This is a genomic window from Micromonospora sp. NPDC002717 (genome assembly GCF_040295705.1).
Classification (GTDB): Bacteria; Actinomycetota; Actinomycetes; order Mycobacteriales; family Micromonosporaceae; genus Micromonospora.
Genome location: NZ_JBEOVW010000010.1, coordinates 189,500 through 205,836, shown reverse-complemented (window position 1 = coordinate 205,836; position 16,337 = coordinate 189,500). Strand labels below are relative to the sequence as shown.

The 16,337-nt window shown below is 74.4% G+C and carries 13 protein-coding genes and 1 riboswitch; of the genes, 5 read left to right on the top strand and 8 right to left on the bottom strand.

Going from position 1 to position 16,337, the window contains the following annotated elements:
• Positions 1-25 precede the first annotated feature (25 nt).
• Positions 26-1,513 carry a S8 family peptidase gene (locus ABT006_RS17635; protein WP_350707549.1) on the top strand — a complete coding sequence of 496 codons (1,488 nt, stop codon included), beginning with the start codon at positions 26-28 and terminating at the stop codon, positions 1,511-1,513.
• A 114-nt stretch (positions 1,514-1,627) separates the two neighbouring features.
• Positions 1,628-2,128, top strand: a complete 501-nt coding sequence (locus tag ABT006_RS17630; protein ID WP_350707547.1) for a hemerythrin domain-containing protein — start codon at positions 1,628-1,630, stop codon at positions 2,126-2,128.
• Positions 2,129-2,170: 42 nt separating this feature from the next.
• Here the strand turns inward: ABT006_RS17630 and ABT006_RS17625 are convergent, their stop codons facing one another.
• Positions 2,171-3,022: a metallophosphoesterase family protein gene (locus ABT006_RS17625; RefSeq protein WP_350707545.1), complete on the bottom strand. Its 852-nt coding sequence runs from the start codon at positions 3,020-3,022 to the stop codon at positions 2,171-2,173.
• A 129-nt stretch (positions 3,023-3,151) separates the two neighbouring features.
• Positions 3,152-3,241: riboswitch (ZMP/ZTP riboswitch) on the top strand.
• Between the two features lie 17 nt (positions 3,242-3,258).
• Between ABT006_RS17625 and ABT006_RS17620 the strand changes: the two genes are divergently transcribed.
• Complete coding sequence (locus ABT006_RS17620; RefSeq protein WP_350707543.1) at positions 3,259-4,698, top strand: glycine hydroxymethyltransferase; 1,440 nt, start codon at positions 3,259-3,261, stop codon at positions 4,696-4,698.
• Between the two features lie 89 nt (positions 4,699-4,787).
• Here the strand turns inward: ABT006_RS17620 and araB are convergent, their stop codons facing one another.
• From araB to ABT006_RS17585, 7 genes are all read right to left on the bottom strand, one after another.
• Positions 4,788-6,461 (bottom strand): ribulokinase, encoded by a 1,674-nt coding sequence (araB, locus tag ABT006_RS17615; protein WP_350707541.1) that lies wholly within the window; start codon positions 6,459-6,461, stop codon positions 4,788-4,790.
• 220 nt (positions 6,462-6,681) lie between these two features.
• Positions 6,682-6,942: a hypothetical protein gene (locus ABT006_RS17610; RefSeq protein WP_350707539.1), complete on the bottom strand. Its 261-nt coding sequence runs from the start codon at positions 6,940-6,942 to the stop codon at positions 6,682-6,684.
• Between the two features lie 186 nt (positions 6,943-7,128).
• Entirely contained in the window at positions 7,129-8,472 is a 1,344-nt protein-coding gene (locus ABT006_RS17605; RefSeq protein ID WP_350707537.1) for an aminotransferase-like domain-containing protein, read from the bottom strand.
• Positions 8,473-8,475: 3 nt separating this feature from the next.
• Positions 8,476-9,603: an alpha-hydroxy acid oxidase gene (locus ABT006_RS17600; RefSeq protein WP_350707535.1), complete on the bottom strand. Its 1,128-nt coding sequence runs from the start codon at positions 9,601-9,603 to the stop codon at positions 8,476-8,478.
• On the bottom strand, positions 9,596-10,606 hold the full coding sequence (lipP1, locus tag ABT006_RS17595; RefSeq protein WP_350707533.1) for a LipP1 family hormone-sensitive lipase: 1,011 nt from the start codon (positions 10,604-10,606) through the stop codon (positions 9,596-9,598). Before lipP1 ends, ABT006_RS17600 begins: the two co-directional genes overlap by 8 nt.
• Positions 10,603-11,823, bottom strand: coding sequence for a cytochrome P450 (locus ABT006_RS17590; RefSeq protein WP_350707532.1), 1,221 nt, complete (start codon positions 11,821-11,823; stop codon positions 10,603-10,605). The genes lipP1 and ABT006_RS17590 overlap by 4 nt, the downstream gene beginning before the upstream one ends.
• A gap of 67 nt (positions 11,824-11,890) precedes the next feature.
• Positions 11,891-13,168 (bottom strand): SGNH/GDSL hydrolase family protein, encoded by a 1,278-nt coding sequence (locus tag ABT006_RS17585; protein ID WP_350707666.1) that lies wholly within the window; start codon positions 13,166-13,168, stop codon positions 11,891-11,893.
• Between the two features lie 341 nt (positions 13,169-13,509).
• Here ABT006_RS17585 and ABT006_RS17580 point away from each other — a divergent pair, with 341 nt between their 5' ends.
• Together ABT006_RS17580 and ABT006_RS17575 are read left to right on the top strand one after the other, a co-directional pair.
• Entirely contained in the window at positions 13,510-15,105 is a 1,596-nt protein-coding gene (locus ABT006_RS17580; protein WP_350707530.1) for a class I adenylate-forming enzyme family protein, read from the top strand.
• Positions 15,102-16,337 carry an MFS transporter gene (locus ABT006_RS17575; protein WP_350707528.1) on the top strand — a complete coding sequence of 412 codons (1,236 nt, stop codon included), beginning with the start codon at positions 15,102-15,104 and terminating at the stop codon, positions 16,335-16,337. Before ABT006_RS17580 ends, ABT006_RS17575 begins: the two co-directional genes overlap by 4 nt.

Genomic DNA, 16,337 nt, shown 5'->3' with positions numbered 1-16,337 from the left:
CTGGAAACATCCCCTGGGAGTCTGTGTGAAGAACCTCCGTCGCAAGACACTGGCTGCCGCGTCCGCCGTGACGCTCGGTGTCGGCCTCGCCGTCGCCGGCGGGGTGGCCCCGGCGGCGTCGGCCGCCGGCCCGGACACCACGTTCCTGGTGCTCGCCCCGCAGGGCGCGAAGACCGACAAGGCGGCTGCCCGCGTGGCCGCCGCCAAGGGCACCGTGGTGGCCAGCTACGACCAGATCGGCGTGCTCGTCGTCCGGTCGACCAACCCCGACTTCGTCACGGACGTGGCGGGCGCGGGCGTCGACTCGGTGGCGTCCACCGCCGGCCTGGGCACCGCCCTCGACGAGGGCGAGACCATCGAGGTCTCCGCCGCCGAGGTGGCGAACACCACCGCCGACCCGACCAAGGAACCCATGTTCGGTCAGCAGTGGGACATGCCGATGATCGACGTCCCGCAGGCCCACGCCGTCAACGCCGGCAGCGCCAGCGTGGTGGTGGGCGTGCTGGACAGCGGCATCTCCTCCAGCCACGATGACCTGAAGGACCAGATCGCGAAGGACAAGAGCACGTCCTGCATCGGTGGGGTCTCCGACACCACCGAATCCGCCTGGAACCCGACCAACTCCGACCACGGCACCCACGTGGCCGGCACCATCGCCGCCGCCGTCAACGGCAAGGGGGTGACCGGCGTCGCCCCGGGCGTCAAGGTGGCCGCCGTCAAGGTGGTCAACAACGACGGCTACATCCTCCCGGAGGCTGCGGTCTGCGGATTCATGTGGGCCGCCGAGCAGGGCATGCAGCTGACCAACAACAGCTACTACATCGACCCGTGGGAGCTCAACTGCCGCAACGACGCGCGCCAGCGTCCGGTGTGGAAGGCCGTCCAGCGGGCGATCCGTTACTCGCAGAGCAAGGGCGTGCTGCACGTGGCGTCCGCGGGTAACTCGAACTTCGACCTCGCCCACAAGATCACCGACGAGGGCAGCCCGAACAACGGGACGCCGGAGGTCCGCGAGGACCTCACCAACGCCTGCCTCGACCTGCCGGCCGAGGCGCCGGGCGTGGTGACGGTGTCGGCGGTCGGCCCGACCGGGGAGAAGAGCTACTACTCCTCGTACGGCCAGGGCACGGTCGACGTGACGGCGCCGGGTGGCGACACCCGCTTCCGTACCCAGGGTGTCCGCTCGACCCCCGCCGACGGCATCCTGTCCACCACCTACAACACCACCACGAAGACCAACGGCTGGGGTTACAAGCAGGGCACCTCGATGTCCTCGCCGCACGCGACCGGCGTGGCCGCCCTGGCCCTGTCGGCGCACCCGGGCATGACCCCCGGCCAGCTGTCGGCCTTCCTGGGCAACACCGCCGAGGCGATCTCCTGCCCCGCCGGTGTCTACAACCCGGTGCCGCTGATGGCGGCCGGCCCGAACGCCTACGACGCCACCTGCTCCGGCGGGCAGCGCAACGGCTTCTACGGCGCCGGCATGGTCAACGCGTACAACGTGGTGAAGTAGCAGCACGGCACGACCCGTGGTGGGGCCCGGCGGTGATCCGCCGGGCCCCACCCGTTTTCGCTGCTCACGGCCGGGGTACGGGAGGAGGCGTCCGACGAGCCGAGGAGGTCAACGGTGTCCACCGATGCCATCGTCCTATTGAAAGAGGACCACAAGGAGATGCGCCGCCTGTTCAAGGCGTTCCAGGATGCCGAGGATGGACCGGCCGCGCGGCGGCAGAAGCTGGTGAGCCAGATCCTGGAGGCCCTCACGGTGCACACCTACCTGGAGAACGAGGTGATGTACCCGGAGGTCCGCAAGCTCCTGCCCGACCTGGAGGACGACATCCTCGAGTCGTACGAGGAGCACCACGTCGCCGACGTGCTCTGCGCCGAACTGTTCGCCATGGACGCCGACGACGAGCGCTTCAACGCCAAGACCACGGTGCTGATCGAGAGCGTCCTGCACCACGTCGAGGAAGAGGAGCAGGAGTGGTTCCCGAAGGTGCGCGAGGCGCTCGGCCGTAAGCAGCTCCAGGAGATCGGCGAGCGGATGATCGAGCTGCGCGCGGACGCGCCGCGCAGGCCGACCGACCCGAAGGCGATCAAGAAGTCGCTGGACGCCGTGACGGCCTGAGCCGACCGACTCCGGCGGGCCCCGGTGCGCCGGGGCCCGCCGTCACGCCGGGGGCGCGGGCAGGATCCGCCGCAGCGCCGGCGGTACGGCCCGGGACCGCCACTCCCTCGGGTAGCCCACCGACACCTCCTCGAACCGCACCCCGTCGTGCCAGGTGGTGCGGGGGATGTGCAGGTGGCCGTAGACCACCGCGGCGGCGTCGAAGCGCAGGTGCCAGTCGGCGGTGGCCTCGGTGCCGCACCACTGGGCGAAGATCGGATAGCGCAGGATCCGGGTCGGCTCGCGCAGCAGCGGCCAGTGGTTGACCAGCACGGTCGGCAGCCCCGGCTCCCGCGCGGCGAGCCGGCGGGCGGTCTCGGCGACCCGGGCGGCGGACCACGCCGACCGGCTCGGGTACGGGTCGGGGTGCAGCAGGAACTCGTCGGTGCAGACGATCCCCGTCCGGTACGCCTCGGCCAGCGCCGCCTCCGGGCTGTCGAACCCCTCCGGGCGCCAGCTGTGGTCGTAGAGCAGGAACAGCGGCGCCACCAGCACCGGCCCGCCCGACCCCCGCCACACCGGGTACGGATCCTCGGGGGTCAGCACGCCGAGGCGCCGGCACAGGTCGACGAGGTGCTGGTAGCGCGCCACCCCGCGCAGCGCCACCGGGTCGGCCGGCGGGGTCCACAGCTCGTGGTTGCCCGGCGCCCAGACCACCCGCGCGAAGCGGTCGCCGAGCAGCCCGAGGGCCCACTCGACGTCGGCCACGGTGTCGCCGACGTCCCCGGCGACGATCAGCCAGTCGTCCGGCGACCCCGGGCGCAGCCCCTCCACCACCGCCCGGTTGCCCGGGTGCCCCACGTGCAGGTCGCTGATGGCGAGCAGGCTGCCACCCCCGCCGTCCTCCCCTGCCATGACCGCGATCCTATGCGCGGCCGGGGACGACCGCGAACCGCGCGGGGCGCGGGCCCGTCGATGCACCACACCGCGGGTGCGGCGGTCCCCAGGTGGGCCGGGGCGCGCCCGGCCGACCCGGTAGGATCGGCGGTGGGCCGTGACTGGCGCGTGGGGATGGAGAACCATCGGGAAGCGGTCCCGTCATGAGGACGCATGCCGAGCGCCTGGGCCTTCCGCACGTCACTGGAGGTCGCATGTCGTCGCCGAACGCCGAATCCACCGCCTTCCGCAGCGCCCTCGAGGTGATCCGCGCCGTCGAGCCTCGGGTGGCCGACGCCATCGGCGCCGAGCTCGCCGACCAGCGCGAGTCGCTCAAGCTCATCGCCAGCGAGAACTACGCCTCCCCGGCCACCCTGCTGGCCATGGGCAACTGGTTCAGCGACAAGTACGCCGAGGGCACCGTCGGCCGCCGCTTCTACGCCGGCTGCCAGAACGTGGACACCGTCGAGGCGCTCGCCGCCGAGCACGCCCGGGAGCTGTTCGGCGCGGCCCACGCGTACGTGCAGCCGCACTCCGGCATCGACGCCAACCTGGTCGCGTTCTGGGCGATCCTGGCCGACCGGGTGGAGTCCCCGGCGCTGAAGAAGGCCCAGGCACGCCACGTCAACGACCTCACCGAGGCGGACTGGTTCGCGCTGCGCCGGGAGCTGGGCAACCAGCGGATGCTCGGCATGTCCCTGGACGCCGGCGGCCACCTCACCCACGGTTTCCGCCCGAACATCTCCGGCAAGATGTTCGACCAGCGCAGCTACGGCACCGACCCGGCCACCGGGCTGGTCGACTACGACAAGGTCGCCGAGGCGGCCCGCGAGTTCAAGCCGCTGATCCTGGTCGCCGGCTACTCGGCGTACCCCCGGAAGGTCAACTTCCGGATCATGCGGGAGATCGCCGACTCGGTCGGCGCCACCTTCATGGTCGACATGGCGCACTTCGCCGGCCTGGTCGCCGGCAAGGTCTTCACCGGCGACTTCGACCCGGTGCCGCACGCGCACATCGTCACCACCACCACGCACAAGTCGCTGCGCGGCCCGCGCGGCGGCATGGTGCTCTGCCAGCCCGAGCTGGCCGACCAGGTCGACCGGGGCTGCCCGATGGTGCTCGGCGGCCCGCTGCCGCACGTGATGGCCGCCAAGGCCGTCGCCCTGGCCGAGGCCCGCCGCCCCGACTTCGCCGACTACGCCCAGCGGATCGTCGCCAACGCCCAGGCCCTCGCCGAGGGGCTGCTGCGCCGGGGCGGCAAGCTGGTCACCGGCGGCACCGACAACCACCTGGTGCTCATCGACGTCACCGGCTACGGGCTGACCGGCCGGCAGGCCGAGCAGGCCCTGCTCGACTCGGGCATCGTCACCAACCGCAACTCCGTCCCGCAGGACCCGAACGGCGCCTGGTACACCTCCGGCATCCGCGTCGGCACCCCGGCGCTGACCACCCGGGGGCTGGGCCCGGCGCAGATGGACGAGACGGCCGAGCTGATCCACACCGTGCTCAGCCAGACCCGGCCGGGCGCGAACCCGGACGGCACCCCGTCGAAGGCCAAGTACGTCCTCGACCCGGCCGTCGCCGACCGGGTCGGCAAGCAGGCCAGCGACCTGCTCACGGGCTTCCCGCTCTACCCGGCCGTCGACCTCGGCTGACCCGGGCATCCGCCCCGACGCCCCCGCCCGGCCCGGCCGCGCGGGGGCGTCCCCGTCCCGCCCCCGTCCAGCGGCGCGGGGTGGGCTCGTCAGGGGCGGTGGGTGCGGTGGCGGCGGGCGCGGAGGCGGTGCAGGACATCGGTGCCGCCCCGGCCGAAGTGGTCGTGCAGCGCGCGGTAGTCCGCGTACAGCTCGCCGTAGGCGGCTGCCCGGGCCGGGTCGGGGTGCCAGGTCTCGCGGCGGGCGGCGCCCATCGCCGCCGAGGCGGCCGGCACGTCCGGGTACGCCCCGGCGGCGACCGCCGCGTGGATCGCCGCGCCCAGCGCCGCCGGGTGCGCGGAGTCGACCACGTGCAGCGGCCGGCCGATGACGTCGGCGTAGATCCGCAGCAGCAGCCGGTTGCGGGTCAGCCCGCCGGCCACGGTCAGCTCGTCGACGGCCACCCCGGCGGCGGTGAACGCGTCGACCACCGTCCGGGCGCCGAACGCGGTGGCCTCCAGCAGCGCCCGCCAGATCTCCTCCGGCCGGGTGGCCAGGGTCAGCCCCACCAGCACCCCGCTCAGCTCGTGGTCCATGAGCACCGACCGGTTGCCGCTGTGCCAGTCCAGCGCCAGCAGCCCGTGCCCGCCCACCGGCTGCTCGGCGGCGAGGGCGTCCAGCAGCTCGTACGGGCTCAGCCCGCGGCGGCGCGCCTCGTCCGCGTAGTCGGCCGGCAGGCCGGTGCGGACGTACCAGGCGAAGATGTCCCCGACGCCGCTCTGCCCCGCCTCGTAGCCCCAGGAACCGGTGGTGACGCCGCCGTCGACCACGCCGCAGACCCCGGGCACCTCGTGGTACGCCGCCGCGTTCATGATCAGGCAGGTGGAGGTGCCGAGGACGGCGAGCATCCGGCCCGGCTCGACCGCGCGGGCCGCCGCGGCGGTGACGTGCGCGTCGATGGATCCGACCGCGACGGCCGTGCCCACCGGCAGCCCGGTCCACCGGGCCGCCTCGGCGGTCAGCCCGCCCGCCCGGGCGCCCAGCGGCGCCAGCGGGCCGTCGATCCGGGGCAGCAGCCCGTCGAGGCGGGGGTGCACGGCGCGCAGGAACTCCGCCGACGGGTACCGCCCGTCCTGCCGCAGCCCCTTGAAGCCGGCGGCGGAGACGTTGCGGGTCTCCCGGCCGCAGAGCTGCCAGACCAGCCAGTCCGCGGCCTCGATGAAACGCTCCGCGCGGTCGAAGACCGCCGGATCCTCCTCCAGCACCTCCAGCGCCTTGGCGAGCTGCCACTCGGCGGAGACCCGGCCGCCGTAGCGGGGCAGCCAGGTCTCGCCGCGCGCGGCGGCGACGTCGTTGATCCGGGCGGCCTGCCGCTGGGCCGCGTGGTGCCGCCACAGCTTCGGGTACGCGTGCGGCCGGCCCGCCAGCTCGGGCAGCTCGCAGAGCGGGGTGCCGTCGGCGCGGGTGGGCAGCATCGTGCAGGAGGTGGCGTCGACGCCGATGCCGCGCACGTCCTCGGCGCGTACGCCGGCGGCCCGCAGCGCGGCGGGCACCGCGACCCGGAGCACCTCGCGGTGGTCGTCGGGGTGCTGCAACGCCCAGTCCGGCGGCAGCGGCGTCCCGTCGGGCAGCCGCTCCGTGATCACCCCGTGCCGGTACGCGTGCACGGCCTCGCCGCGCACGGCGCCGTCGGCGACGTCCACCACGACCGCCCGGCCGGAGAGGGTGCCGAAGTCGACCCCGACGACGACGTGCCGGGGTACACCGGCTGCCGGCTGCGTCACCGCTCCCCCTCCCGCCGCGCCGCTCCGGCGCCCGGGCGGGGCGGCCGGTCAGCGGCGGCGGGAGGCAACGCTACCGCAGTCGTTGATCCCGATGCGTCGATACGCGTGGTCTCGGCGCCCCCTCCACACCCGCGTCACCCCGCGGATGAGGAGCCGACAGATGAGCGAGAACCGGTCCTGGACCAGGACCGCTGGGACGGACCGTCCGTCCCTCCCCGGATCAGGCGATGGGCCGCTTCAGGTGGTAGCGGTGCACCTCGGTGCTGCCCTGGATGTTGTTCACGTCCTCGGCGGCGGAGACCAGCTCCCAGCCCTCCCGGCCGGCCCGGTTGAGGTGCGCGATCGCGGTGTCGCCGTACGCGGTGATGTCCCGGCGCGACCCGTCCGGGCCGTACCAGATGAAGCTGACATGGAAATTGCGGCCCTGCCCCTGATAGCGGCGGACCAGCAACGCGTACTCCCAAGCGATCATGACGTCCATTATGGGTGTCCACGAAGGACGGCGGAACACCGGCAGTCGCGCTTTGCCATGCGGTGAACGCGGTGTGTCAACGCCGAGACGGCAGGGCCTTACCGCCGACTGTGGACACCGTCACCCACCGACGGGCATCGCCGCCCATCGGTCACCTGGTCGCGAGCCGGTTGACCCCGCGCGGCTCCGGCGAGATCACCGGGCCGGTTGCGGGGTGACGGCGAGCGCCCGCGACCGCTCGGTCGTCTCGTCGGCGACCAGCGCCGCCAGCCGGTCCAGGCCCAGGTCGATCTGCTCCGGGGTGACCGCGCTGACCGACAGGCGCAGCGCGTCGACCGGGGCGCCGTCGTCGTAGAAGTGCGCCATCGGCGTCCAGAGCAGCCCGTACTCGCGGGCGGAGCGGTGCAGCAACGCGTCGTCGACCGCGAACGGCACCGTGACCACCACGAAGAACCCGCCGGCCGGCACGTTCCAGCGCACCGGCGACGCGCCCGGCGGGAAGCGCCGGGCCAGGCCGTCGACGAGGTGGCCCAGGTTCCGGCCGTACGCGGCCCGCTCCCGGGCGGTGGCGGCCACCAGGCTGCACCCGTGCTCCAGCAGCGCGCCGCCGACCACCGCCTGGGCGATCGCCGAGGTGTTCACCGTGACCATGCTCTTGATCTTGGCAAGCTGGTCGGCGAACAGGCCCACCGAGCCGTCGGAGCCGGCGACGCGCTGGTCGGCGACCACGTAGCCCACCCGCGCGCCGGGCAGCACCGTCTTGGCGAACGAACCCAGGTAGACCACCCGCCGCGCGGTGTCCAGCGCCTTGAGCGTCGGCAGCCGCCCCGCGTCCCCGGCCGGGAAGAGGCCGTACGGGTTGTCCTCCAGCAGCAGCAGGTCCTCCTCGGCGGCGAGGTCGAGCAGCCGCCGCCGGTCGGCCAGCCCGATGCTCGTGCCCGACGGGTTGGCGAAGTCCGGCATCACGTAACAGGCGCGTGGGCGCAGCCCCGCCGCCCTGGCCCGGCGCACCTTCTCCCGCAGGTCGGCCAGGTCCACCCCGGCCGGGCCGCCGGCCACCGGCCGCACCGGCAGGTCCAGCAGCCGCGCGGCACCGGTCAGCCCGACGTACGTCGGGGCGACGGCGAGCAGCACGTCGCGGGGGTCGGCCCGCAGCGCCCGCAGCACCAGGAACATCGCCTCCTGGCAGCCGACGGTCACCACGACCGCCTCCGGGTCGACCGTGATGTTCTCGTCGACGGCGAGGTTGCGGGCGACGAGGTGGTGCACGATGCCCTTGGTGCGGCCGTACTGGAACAGGGTCCGGTGCACCTGCTCGGGGCTCTGCCCGAGGTCGTCGGCCAGGTGCCGGCGGAACGTCTCCAGGTGCCGGTGCGGCGCGGCGACGTCGAAGAACTCCTCGTACGGCCGGCCGGCCGCCAGCGACACCGCGTCGGGATAGTGCTGGGCCACCTCGTTGAGGAAGTTCATCGAGTTCAGCGCCGGGTCGTCGACCGCCGGATGCAGGTCGGCGACGTGCAGGTCCACCGGTTCGGCCACCGCTCAGCCCTCCCTCAGCACGCGCAACTCGCGGACGGCCGCCGGGTCGGCACAGCCGGCCAACGCCAGCGCGTCGCGGAACTCGCCGGCCAGCAACTCCAGCGCCGTCTCCGCCCCCGACCGGCCCCCGGCGGCGAGCGCCCACAGCAACGGCCGGCCGACCAGCACCCCCCGCGCGCCGAGGGCGAGCGCGCGCAGCACGTCAACGCCGCCGCGCACACCGCTGTCCAGCAGCACCTCGCACCGGTCGGCCACCGCCGTCACCACCTCGGGCAGCACGGTGGCGGTGGCCGGTGCGCCGTCGAGCTGACGGCCGCCGTGGTTGGAGACCACCACCGCGTCCGCCCCGGCGGCCGCCGCCAGCTCCGCGTCGCGCGGGTCCAGGATGCCCTTCACCACCAGCGGCAGGGCGGTACGGCCCCGCAGCCAGTCCAGGTCGGCCCAGCTCAGCGCGGGCGCGAAGACCTCGCCGGTGTGCGCCGCGACGGCCGAGACGCCCGGGGTGGCGGCGTGCGCGAGCGCGTCCCGCCCGGCCGGCAGGTTGGCGGCGACGACGTGCGGCGGAATGGCGAAGGAGTTGCGGACGTCGCGCAGCCGTCGGCCCAGGATCGGCACGTCCACGGTGACCATCAGCGCCCTGCACCCGGCCGCGTGCGCCCGGTCCAGCAGCTCCGCGACGAGGGCCCGGTCCCGCAGCCAGTAGAGCTGGAACCAGACGGCCGCGCCGGTCGCCGCGATCTCCTCGATCGGCACGCTGCTCAGCGTGCTGGCCGCGTACGGCACGCCGGCCGCGCCGGCCGCCGCCGCGAGCGCCGTCTCCCCGTCGGGGTGCACCAGCCGCTGGTACGCCATCGGCGCCACCGCCACCGGCAGGGCGCAGGAGGCGCCGAGCAGCCGCGCGTCGGTACGCGGGGCGGCCACGCCGCGCAGCACGCGGGGCAGCACGGCCACCCGGTCGAGGGCGCGCCGGTTGGCGGCGAGGGTGGTCTCCGTGCCGCTGCCGCCGTCGACGAAGTCCCACACCTCGGGCGGGAGCACCGCCCGGGCCCGCTCGGCGAAGTCGGCCAGGCCGGCGGGCGCGGGCGGCTCGCCGGCCGGCACGTCCTGCCGGGGCAGCACCGTCTCAGCCATCGTTCGCCCCCGTCCCCGCCGCCGGCCGGGAAGCCGCAGCCGCCGCCACCGTTCCCGGGCCGGCAGCGCCGGTCGGGAGACCGAACCGCTCCCGCAGGAAGGCGGCAGCCCGGTCCTGGGCGCGGCGGCCGTCGTCGAACGCGCCGGGCATGGCGAAGAAGCCGTGGATCATGCCGGCGTACCGGGCGAGGGTGGTGGGCACGCCCGCGTCGCGCAGCCGGTGGGCGTACCGCTCCCCCTCCTCGCGCAGCGGGTCGTGCTCGGCGGTGACCACCAGCGCCGGTGGCAGGCCGCTCAGGTCCTCGGCGAGCAGCGGCGAGGCCAGCGGGTGCCGCGCGTCGGCGGGGTCGGCGAAGTAGTGGCCGCGGTACCAGGCGACCGAGTGGCGGTTGAACAGCAGCGGGTCCTCGCCGTCGCCGCCGGGCTCCCCGGTCTGGTCGGTGTTCGGGTACACCAGCAGTTGGGCGGCGAGCGCGGGCCCGCCGCCGTCGCGGGCCAGCAGGGTGACGGCCGCCGCGAGGTTGCCCCCGGCGCTGTCCCCGCCGACCGCCAGCCGCCGCGGGTCGACGCCGAACTCCTCGGGATGCGTGGCGATCCACCGGGCCGCCGCGTGGCAGTCGTGCACGGCGGCCGGGAACGGGTGCTCCGGGGCCAGCCGGTAGCCGACGGTGACCACCTGACAGGGCACCGCGTTGGCCAGCCGCCGGCAGATGCCGTCGGCGGTGTCGACGCTGCCCAGCGTCCAGCCGCCGCCGAAGAAGTAGACCAGGGTGGGCAGGGGACCCTCCCCCGCCGGCCGGTGGATACGCACCGGCAGGTCGCCGGCCGGGCCGGGCACGTGCGTGTCGCGTACGTCGTGCACCGGCTCGACCGCGCCGCCGCCGGCGCGGATCGCGGCGAGGTCGGCGGCGCGGGCCTCGGCGAGGGTCTGCGTGTACAGCGGCGGGATGCCGGCCGACTCGCGGGCGGCCCGGTACGCCGCGACCTGCGGGTGGACGCTCACGCGGCCTCCCCTCCGGGGTGGACCAGCAGTTTGTCGATGCCGCGCAGGAACAGGCTGCCGCTGTACGTGGGCGGCTCGGCGACCGCGAGCCGGGGGAAGCGGGCCAGCAGCTTCGGCAGCGCGAGCCGACCCTCCAGCCGGGACACCGCCGCGCCGAGGCAGAAGTGCAGGCCGACGCCGAAGGCGAGCGACGGCGGGCCGGGCCGGCGCGGGTCGAAGCGGTCCGGCTCGGGGAACCGGGCCGGGTCGCGGTTGGCGGCGGCGATGATCAGCAGGACGTTCTCGTCCCCCGCGACCGGCACCCCGCCCAGCTCGGTGTCCCGGGGCGCGGCCCGGGCCAGGAAGTGCACCGGGGCCTCCAGCCGCAGGATCTCGTCGACGGCGCCCCGGGCCAGCGTGTCGTCGCCGGGCAGCGCGGCGGCCACGTCGGGGTGCGCCAGCAGCAGCGGCAGGCCGTTGCTGAACATGTAGACGGTGGTGACGAAGGCGGCGTTGAACAGCACGATCAGGTTGCTGACCAGCTCGTCGGCGCTGAGCCCCACGTCGCCGGAGTCGACCGCCTCCACCAGCCCGCTGATCAGGTCCTCGCCCGGCTGGCGGCGCCGGTGGGCGATCAGGTCGGCGTAGAAGTCGCGCAGCTCGGCGGCGGCGGTGTTGGCGGCGGCGAGCCGCTGCGGGGTCTTGCCCGCCACGTCCAGGAACTCGTCGATCCGCTCCACCCGCTGCCGGTAGAAGTCCAGCTCACCGGCGGGGATGCCGATGAACTCGGCCATCACCAGGGCCGGCATCGGGTACGCGAACTCCGCCACGAAGTCGAACCCGGTCTCCCCGGCGTCGGCCATCCGGTCCAGCAGTCCGTCCACGACCCGGTGCACGGCCGGTTCCAGCGCGCCCAGCCGGCGCGGCGTGAAGGTCTTCGCGAAGACCGCCCGCATCCGGGTGTGGTCGGGCGGGTTGACGAACATCATCGAGGTCTGGAGGGTGCGCAGCACCTCCTGCTCCTGCCAGCCCGGCGGCGGCTGCTTGTACCACTCCGGGTCGCGCAGCACCTGACTGACCAGGTCGTAGCCGACGGCGACGGCGGCGACCGACCGGTGCTCGGCGCGCGCCGGAACCGGGCTGACCGGCCCCAGCTCGTGCAGCCCCGCGTAGCAGGGATACGGGTCCTGCCGGCCCTCGTCGCTGTAGAGACGGGTCAGCAGTTGCGTGACGTCCACGGTCGATCGGTCTCCCCCAGGAACGGTGGCGCGGGCGGCGGGGGTTGCCCGCCGCCCGCGCCGGATGTCAAAGGCCGAGCAGTCGCAGCGGCACGGCGTCGGCCATCGCCTGGTTGCCGGCGTCGTTCGGGTGGATGTGGTCACCCGAGTCGTACGCGGGCAGCAGCCGGCTGGGCTGGGCGGGATCGCGCAGCACCCGGTCGAAGTCGAGCAGCCCGTCGAACTCGTCGCTGCCGCGCAGCCACGCGTTCACCGCCTGCCGGGTGGCCTCCTTCTCGGGCGTCCACACCCCCGGGTTGCCGTGCCCCTCGTACGGGGTGAGCGTCGACACCAGGCTGCGCAGGCCGCGCGCCTTCACCTGCTGGTTGACCTGCCGCAGCGAGGCGATGATGCTCTCGGCGGAGTCGCCCGACATCCAGATGTCGTTGATGCCCAGGTGGGTGATGACGGTCCGGGCGTCGGTCTGGGCGAAGACGTCCTCGTCGAGCCGGGCCAGGGCGTTGGGGCCCAGCTCGTAATAGCCGGGGAAGCCGCCCGCGCCGGGCTCGGTGCCCTCGTGGTTGAGCCGGTTGCCGGCCAGGCTCAGGTTGAGCACGCCCGGGGTGCGTACGTCGGGGCGGGCGTCGACGAGGCGGTCGGCGAGCAGGTCCGGCCAGCGCTTGTTGGCGTTGACGGTGCTGCCGTTGCCGTCGGCGATCGAGTCGCCGAAGACCACCACCGACCCGGGGCTGTGCCGGCGCTGCACGTCGATGCCGGACAGGAAGAACCAGCAGCAGTTCGGCCGGATGGTGAACCCGGCGCCGTCGGCGGCGGAGGTGAGGTCCGTGGCGCCGATGAAGTTGGTCTGCCGGGACTGGCCGTGGAAGGTCACCGGCCCGGTCGGCGTCGGGAAGTGCAGGGTCACCACCAGGTCCTGCTGGTCGCCGACGGGCAGGGCGACCGGGTCGCTGAGCAGCTCGGCGCCGCGGTTCATGGTGGCGGAGGTGGCCCCGTCGAAGGTCAGCTCCCGCAGGGTCGAGGTGTCGATGTCGGACAGGTCGTCGGGGGTCGCGGTGTTCGGCTTCGCCACGGTGGCGCGGCCGACCTTGACGGCCTGCTCGCCGTACATGTTGCTCAGTCGCACCCGGAACTGCGGTCCGCCCACGCTGGTGTGCACGACCATCCGGACGCTCTGGTTGTTGAGGCCGTTGTTGGTCAGGCCGGTCGCGTTGCCCCGGGTGACCGCGGCCGCCCAACTGCCCGCCCAGACCGTCCGCTGCTGGCGGGCCGCCTCGGCGTCCGGCGGGCCGGCGCTGGCCACCACCGCCGGGGTTCCCGCGATCAACAGCGTGGCCGCGGACGCGATGACAGGCCATCTCTTCGGGGTCGACATTGAACCTCCATCGTTGGCAGCCCAGGGCCGTCCGCTGACGGCACCGCCTGGACGATGGTCCAGAAACCTAGCCGCCCCGTTTTACGGGCGTCAATCAACCTGATCGACGTGATCAAATGTCCTCCGGTCCGGCCGGAACGCCGTTCGGTCTCTGTCCCGTGACAGGCGGTGGTGCCTACGCTCACGGACGGCGGCGGTGCGGTCGCCGAGGCGCGCCCACCCGCCGCGCCGGCGAGCTGGCCCGCCGACGCGGTGTACACGTCCCCGGGTCGGCCGGCGGACGGCCACTCCTTTTCGCCGATGGGGGCTGCGGGATGACTGACGGACCGGAGCGACGGGACAGCTACGCACACCGGGCACTGGAGCTGTTCGCCGACTTCGGTGACCGGGAGGCGCTGGTCGGCGGCGGGCGCCGGCTCAGCTACGCCGACGTCGCCGCCGAGGTGCGCCGGCTGGCCGCGACGCTGCGCGGGCACGGCGTACGGCCGGGCGACGGGGTGCTGGTCGCGCTCGGCAACCCGGTGGAGGGGCCGCTGGTGCAGCTCGCCCTGCACCTGCTGGGCTGCCGGACGATGTGGATCGCGCCGGTCACCTCCCGCCGCGAGGTGGACGAGTTCGTCCGGCTGGCCCGCCCCGACGCCTTCGTCTACGACGCCCGCGACCCCGCGAGCCTGGGTCCGGGGCTGGCCGCCGGGCTGCCCGGCGTGCCGGTCTTCTGCCTGGGTCCGGGCGGCGCGGGCCCGGACCTGACCGCCGCCGGGCCCCCCACGGCGGGGGACGACCTGCCGGCGCGGCCGCCCGCGCCGGAGTCCTTCCTCCAGACCAGCGGCACCACCGGCACGCCCAAGCTGGTGCACCACCGGGAGAGCTTCTACGCGCAGATCCTCGCCCTGGCCGCCGACTTCCGCACGGCCGGGTACCCGCTGCTGCGGCACCTGTCGCACTCGCCGATGTGGCTGGCCAGCGGCCAGATCACCACGCTGTTCAACCTGTTCACCGGCGGGGTGCTGTTCTCCCGCGACGGCTGGGACCCGGCGCGGTTCATCGAGACCGTGGGGCGGGAGCGGATCAACTCCACCTTCGTCACCCCGCCGATGCTCTACGAGGTGCTCGACCACCCGGCGCTGGACGGCGCGGACTTCTCCGCCATGTTCATGTTCAACGTGGGCGCCGGGCCCGCCGCACCCGCCCGCCTGCGCCAGGCCATCGCCCGCTTCGGCCCGGTGCTGCGCATCGTGTACGGACTCAGCGAGGCGGTGGTGATCACCGCCCTGCCGGGGCTGACCGACGACCCGGAGCACCCGGAGCGGCTGCGCTCCTGCGGTCGGCCGTACGGGGACGTGCGCGTCGAGATCCGCGCCGAGGACGGCACCGTGCTGCCGCCCGGCGAGAACGGCGAGGTGTGGGTGCACACCGACCTGCGCTTCGCCGGCTACCACGGCCGGCCCGAGCTGACCGCCGAGACGCTGGTCGACGGCTGGGTCCGCACCCGCGACATCGGGCACGTCGACGCCGACGGCTACCTCTACCTCGTCGACCGGTTGCAGGACCGGATCCTCACCCGGCGGCGCAGCTGGCCGATCTACTCCCGCCCGATCGAGGACGTCCTGGCCGGGCACCCGCAGGTCCGCGCGGCGGCCGTGATCGGCGTGCCCGACGAGGTCGCCGGCGAGCTGCCGTACGCCTACGTGGTGCCGGCGCCCGACGCGACGGTGACCGCGCGGGAGTTGATCGACCTGGTCACCGCCGCGCTCAGCGACACCTGGGCGCCGGGCGGGGTGGAGTTCGTCGACCGGCTGCCGCTCAACCGCTCGAACAAGGTGGACAAGCGCGCGTTGCGGGCCCGGCACGCCGAGGCCCACCCGAGCGCGGTGGAGCACCCGGAGGCGTCGATCGGCAGCGTGGCGTGACGCCCCGGCGGGAGCTGACCACCCTGGTCGCCGCCGACCTGATCTCGAACCTGGGCAGCCGGGTCTCCGTGGTGGCGATCCCGTGGCTGGTGCTGGAGACCACCGGCAGCCCCGCGAAGATGGGCGCGGTGGCCGCCGCCGAGACGCTGCCCTACCTGCTCTCCGGCGCGCTGGGCACCCCCTGGGCGGACCGGATCGGGCTGCGCCGCACCTCGATCCTGGCCGACGTGGGCAGCGCGGGGCTGATGGTCGCGGTGGCCCTCACCCCGTGGCTGGGCTTCGGCGCGCTGGTCGCGCTGGTCGCCCTCGTGGGCACGCTGCGGGGCGTCGGCGACCGGGTCAAGCACGTCATGTTCCGCCCGGCCGCCGAGGCCGCCGGGGTGCGACTGATCCGGCTGACCTCCGTCTACGACGGGCTCGGTCGGGTGGTCACCCTCCTCGGCGCGGGGCTGGGCGGGCTGCTCATCTGGTGGTTCGGCGTGACCCAGGCGATCCTCATCGACGCCGCCAGCTTCGCCGTCTGCGCGCTGCTGGTCGGGCTCCTCGTCCGACCGCCGGCGCCCCCGACGACGCCGGCGCGGCCGGAGGGCTACCTGCGCGCGCTGGCGGGCGGGTTCCGTTACCTCGGCCGCGACCGGATGCTGCTGACCATGCTGCTGGTGATCTCGGCGCTGAACATGGTGGTCAACGCCAGCGTCGCCGTCTACATCCCGCTCTGGGTGGCCGACGTGCTGCGCAGCCCGGCCGGGCTGGGCCTGGTGCTGGGCGCGTTCTCGGCGGGCGCCCTGCTGGGGAACCTGCTGTTCACCGCGTACGGCCCGCGGCTGCCCCGGTACCTGACCTTCGTGGTCGGGGCGGCGGTCAGCGGCGCCCCGCGGCTGCTGGTCCTGGCGCTGAGCGAGGAGCTGGCGGTGGTGCTGGCGGTGACGTTCGCGTCCGGCATCGGCATCGCGGCGGTGAACCCGCTGCTCGGCGTGGCGATCTACGAGCGGGTGCCGCCCGAGTTGCAGACCCGGGTGATCGGGCTGGCGGGATCGCTGGCGTTCGCGGGCCTGCCGCTGGGCGCGCTGCTGGGCGGCTGGTCGGTGACCGCGCTCGGCCTCCGCCCCGCCCTGTCGGTGATGACCGCGTTCTGCCTGGTGGTCACCCTGCTGCCGCTGCTGCCCGGCCTCCGCCCCCGGCCGGCCCCCGCGCCGGCCGAGCGGGAACCGCGCGTCGTCGGTCAGGCGTAG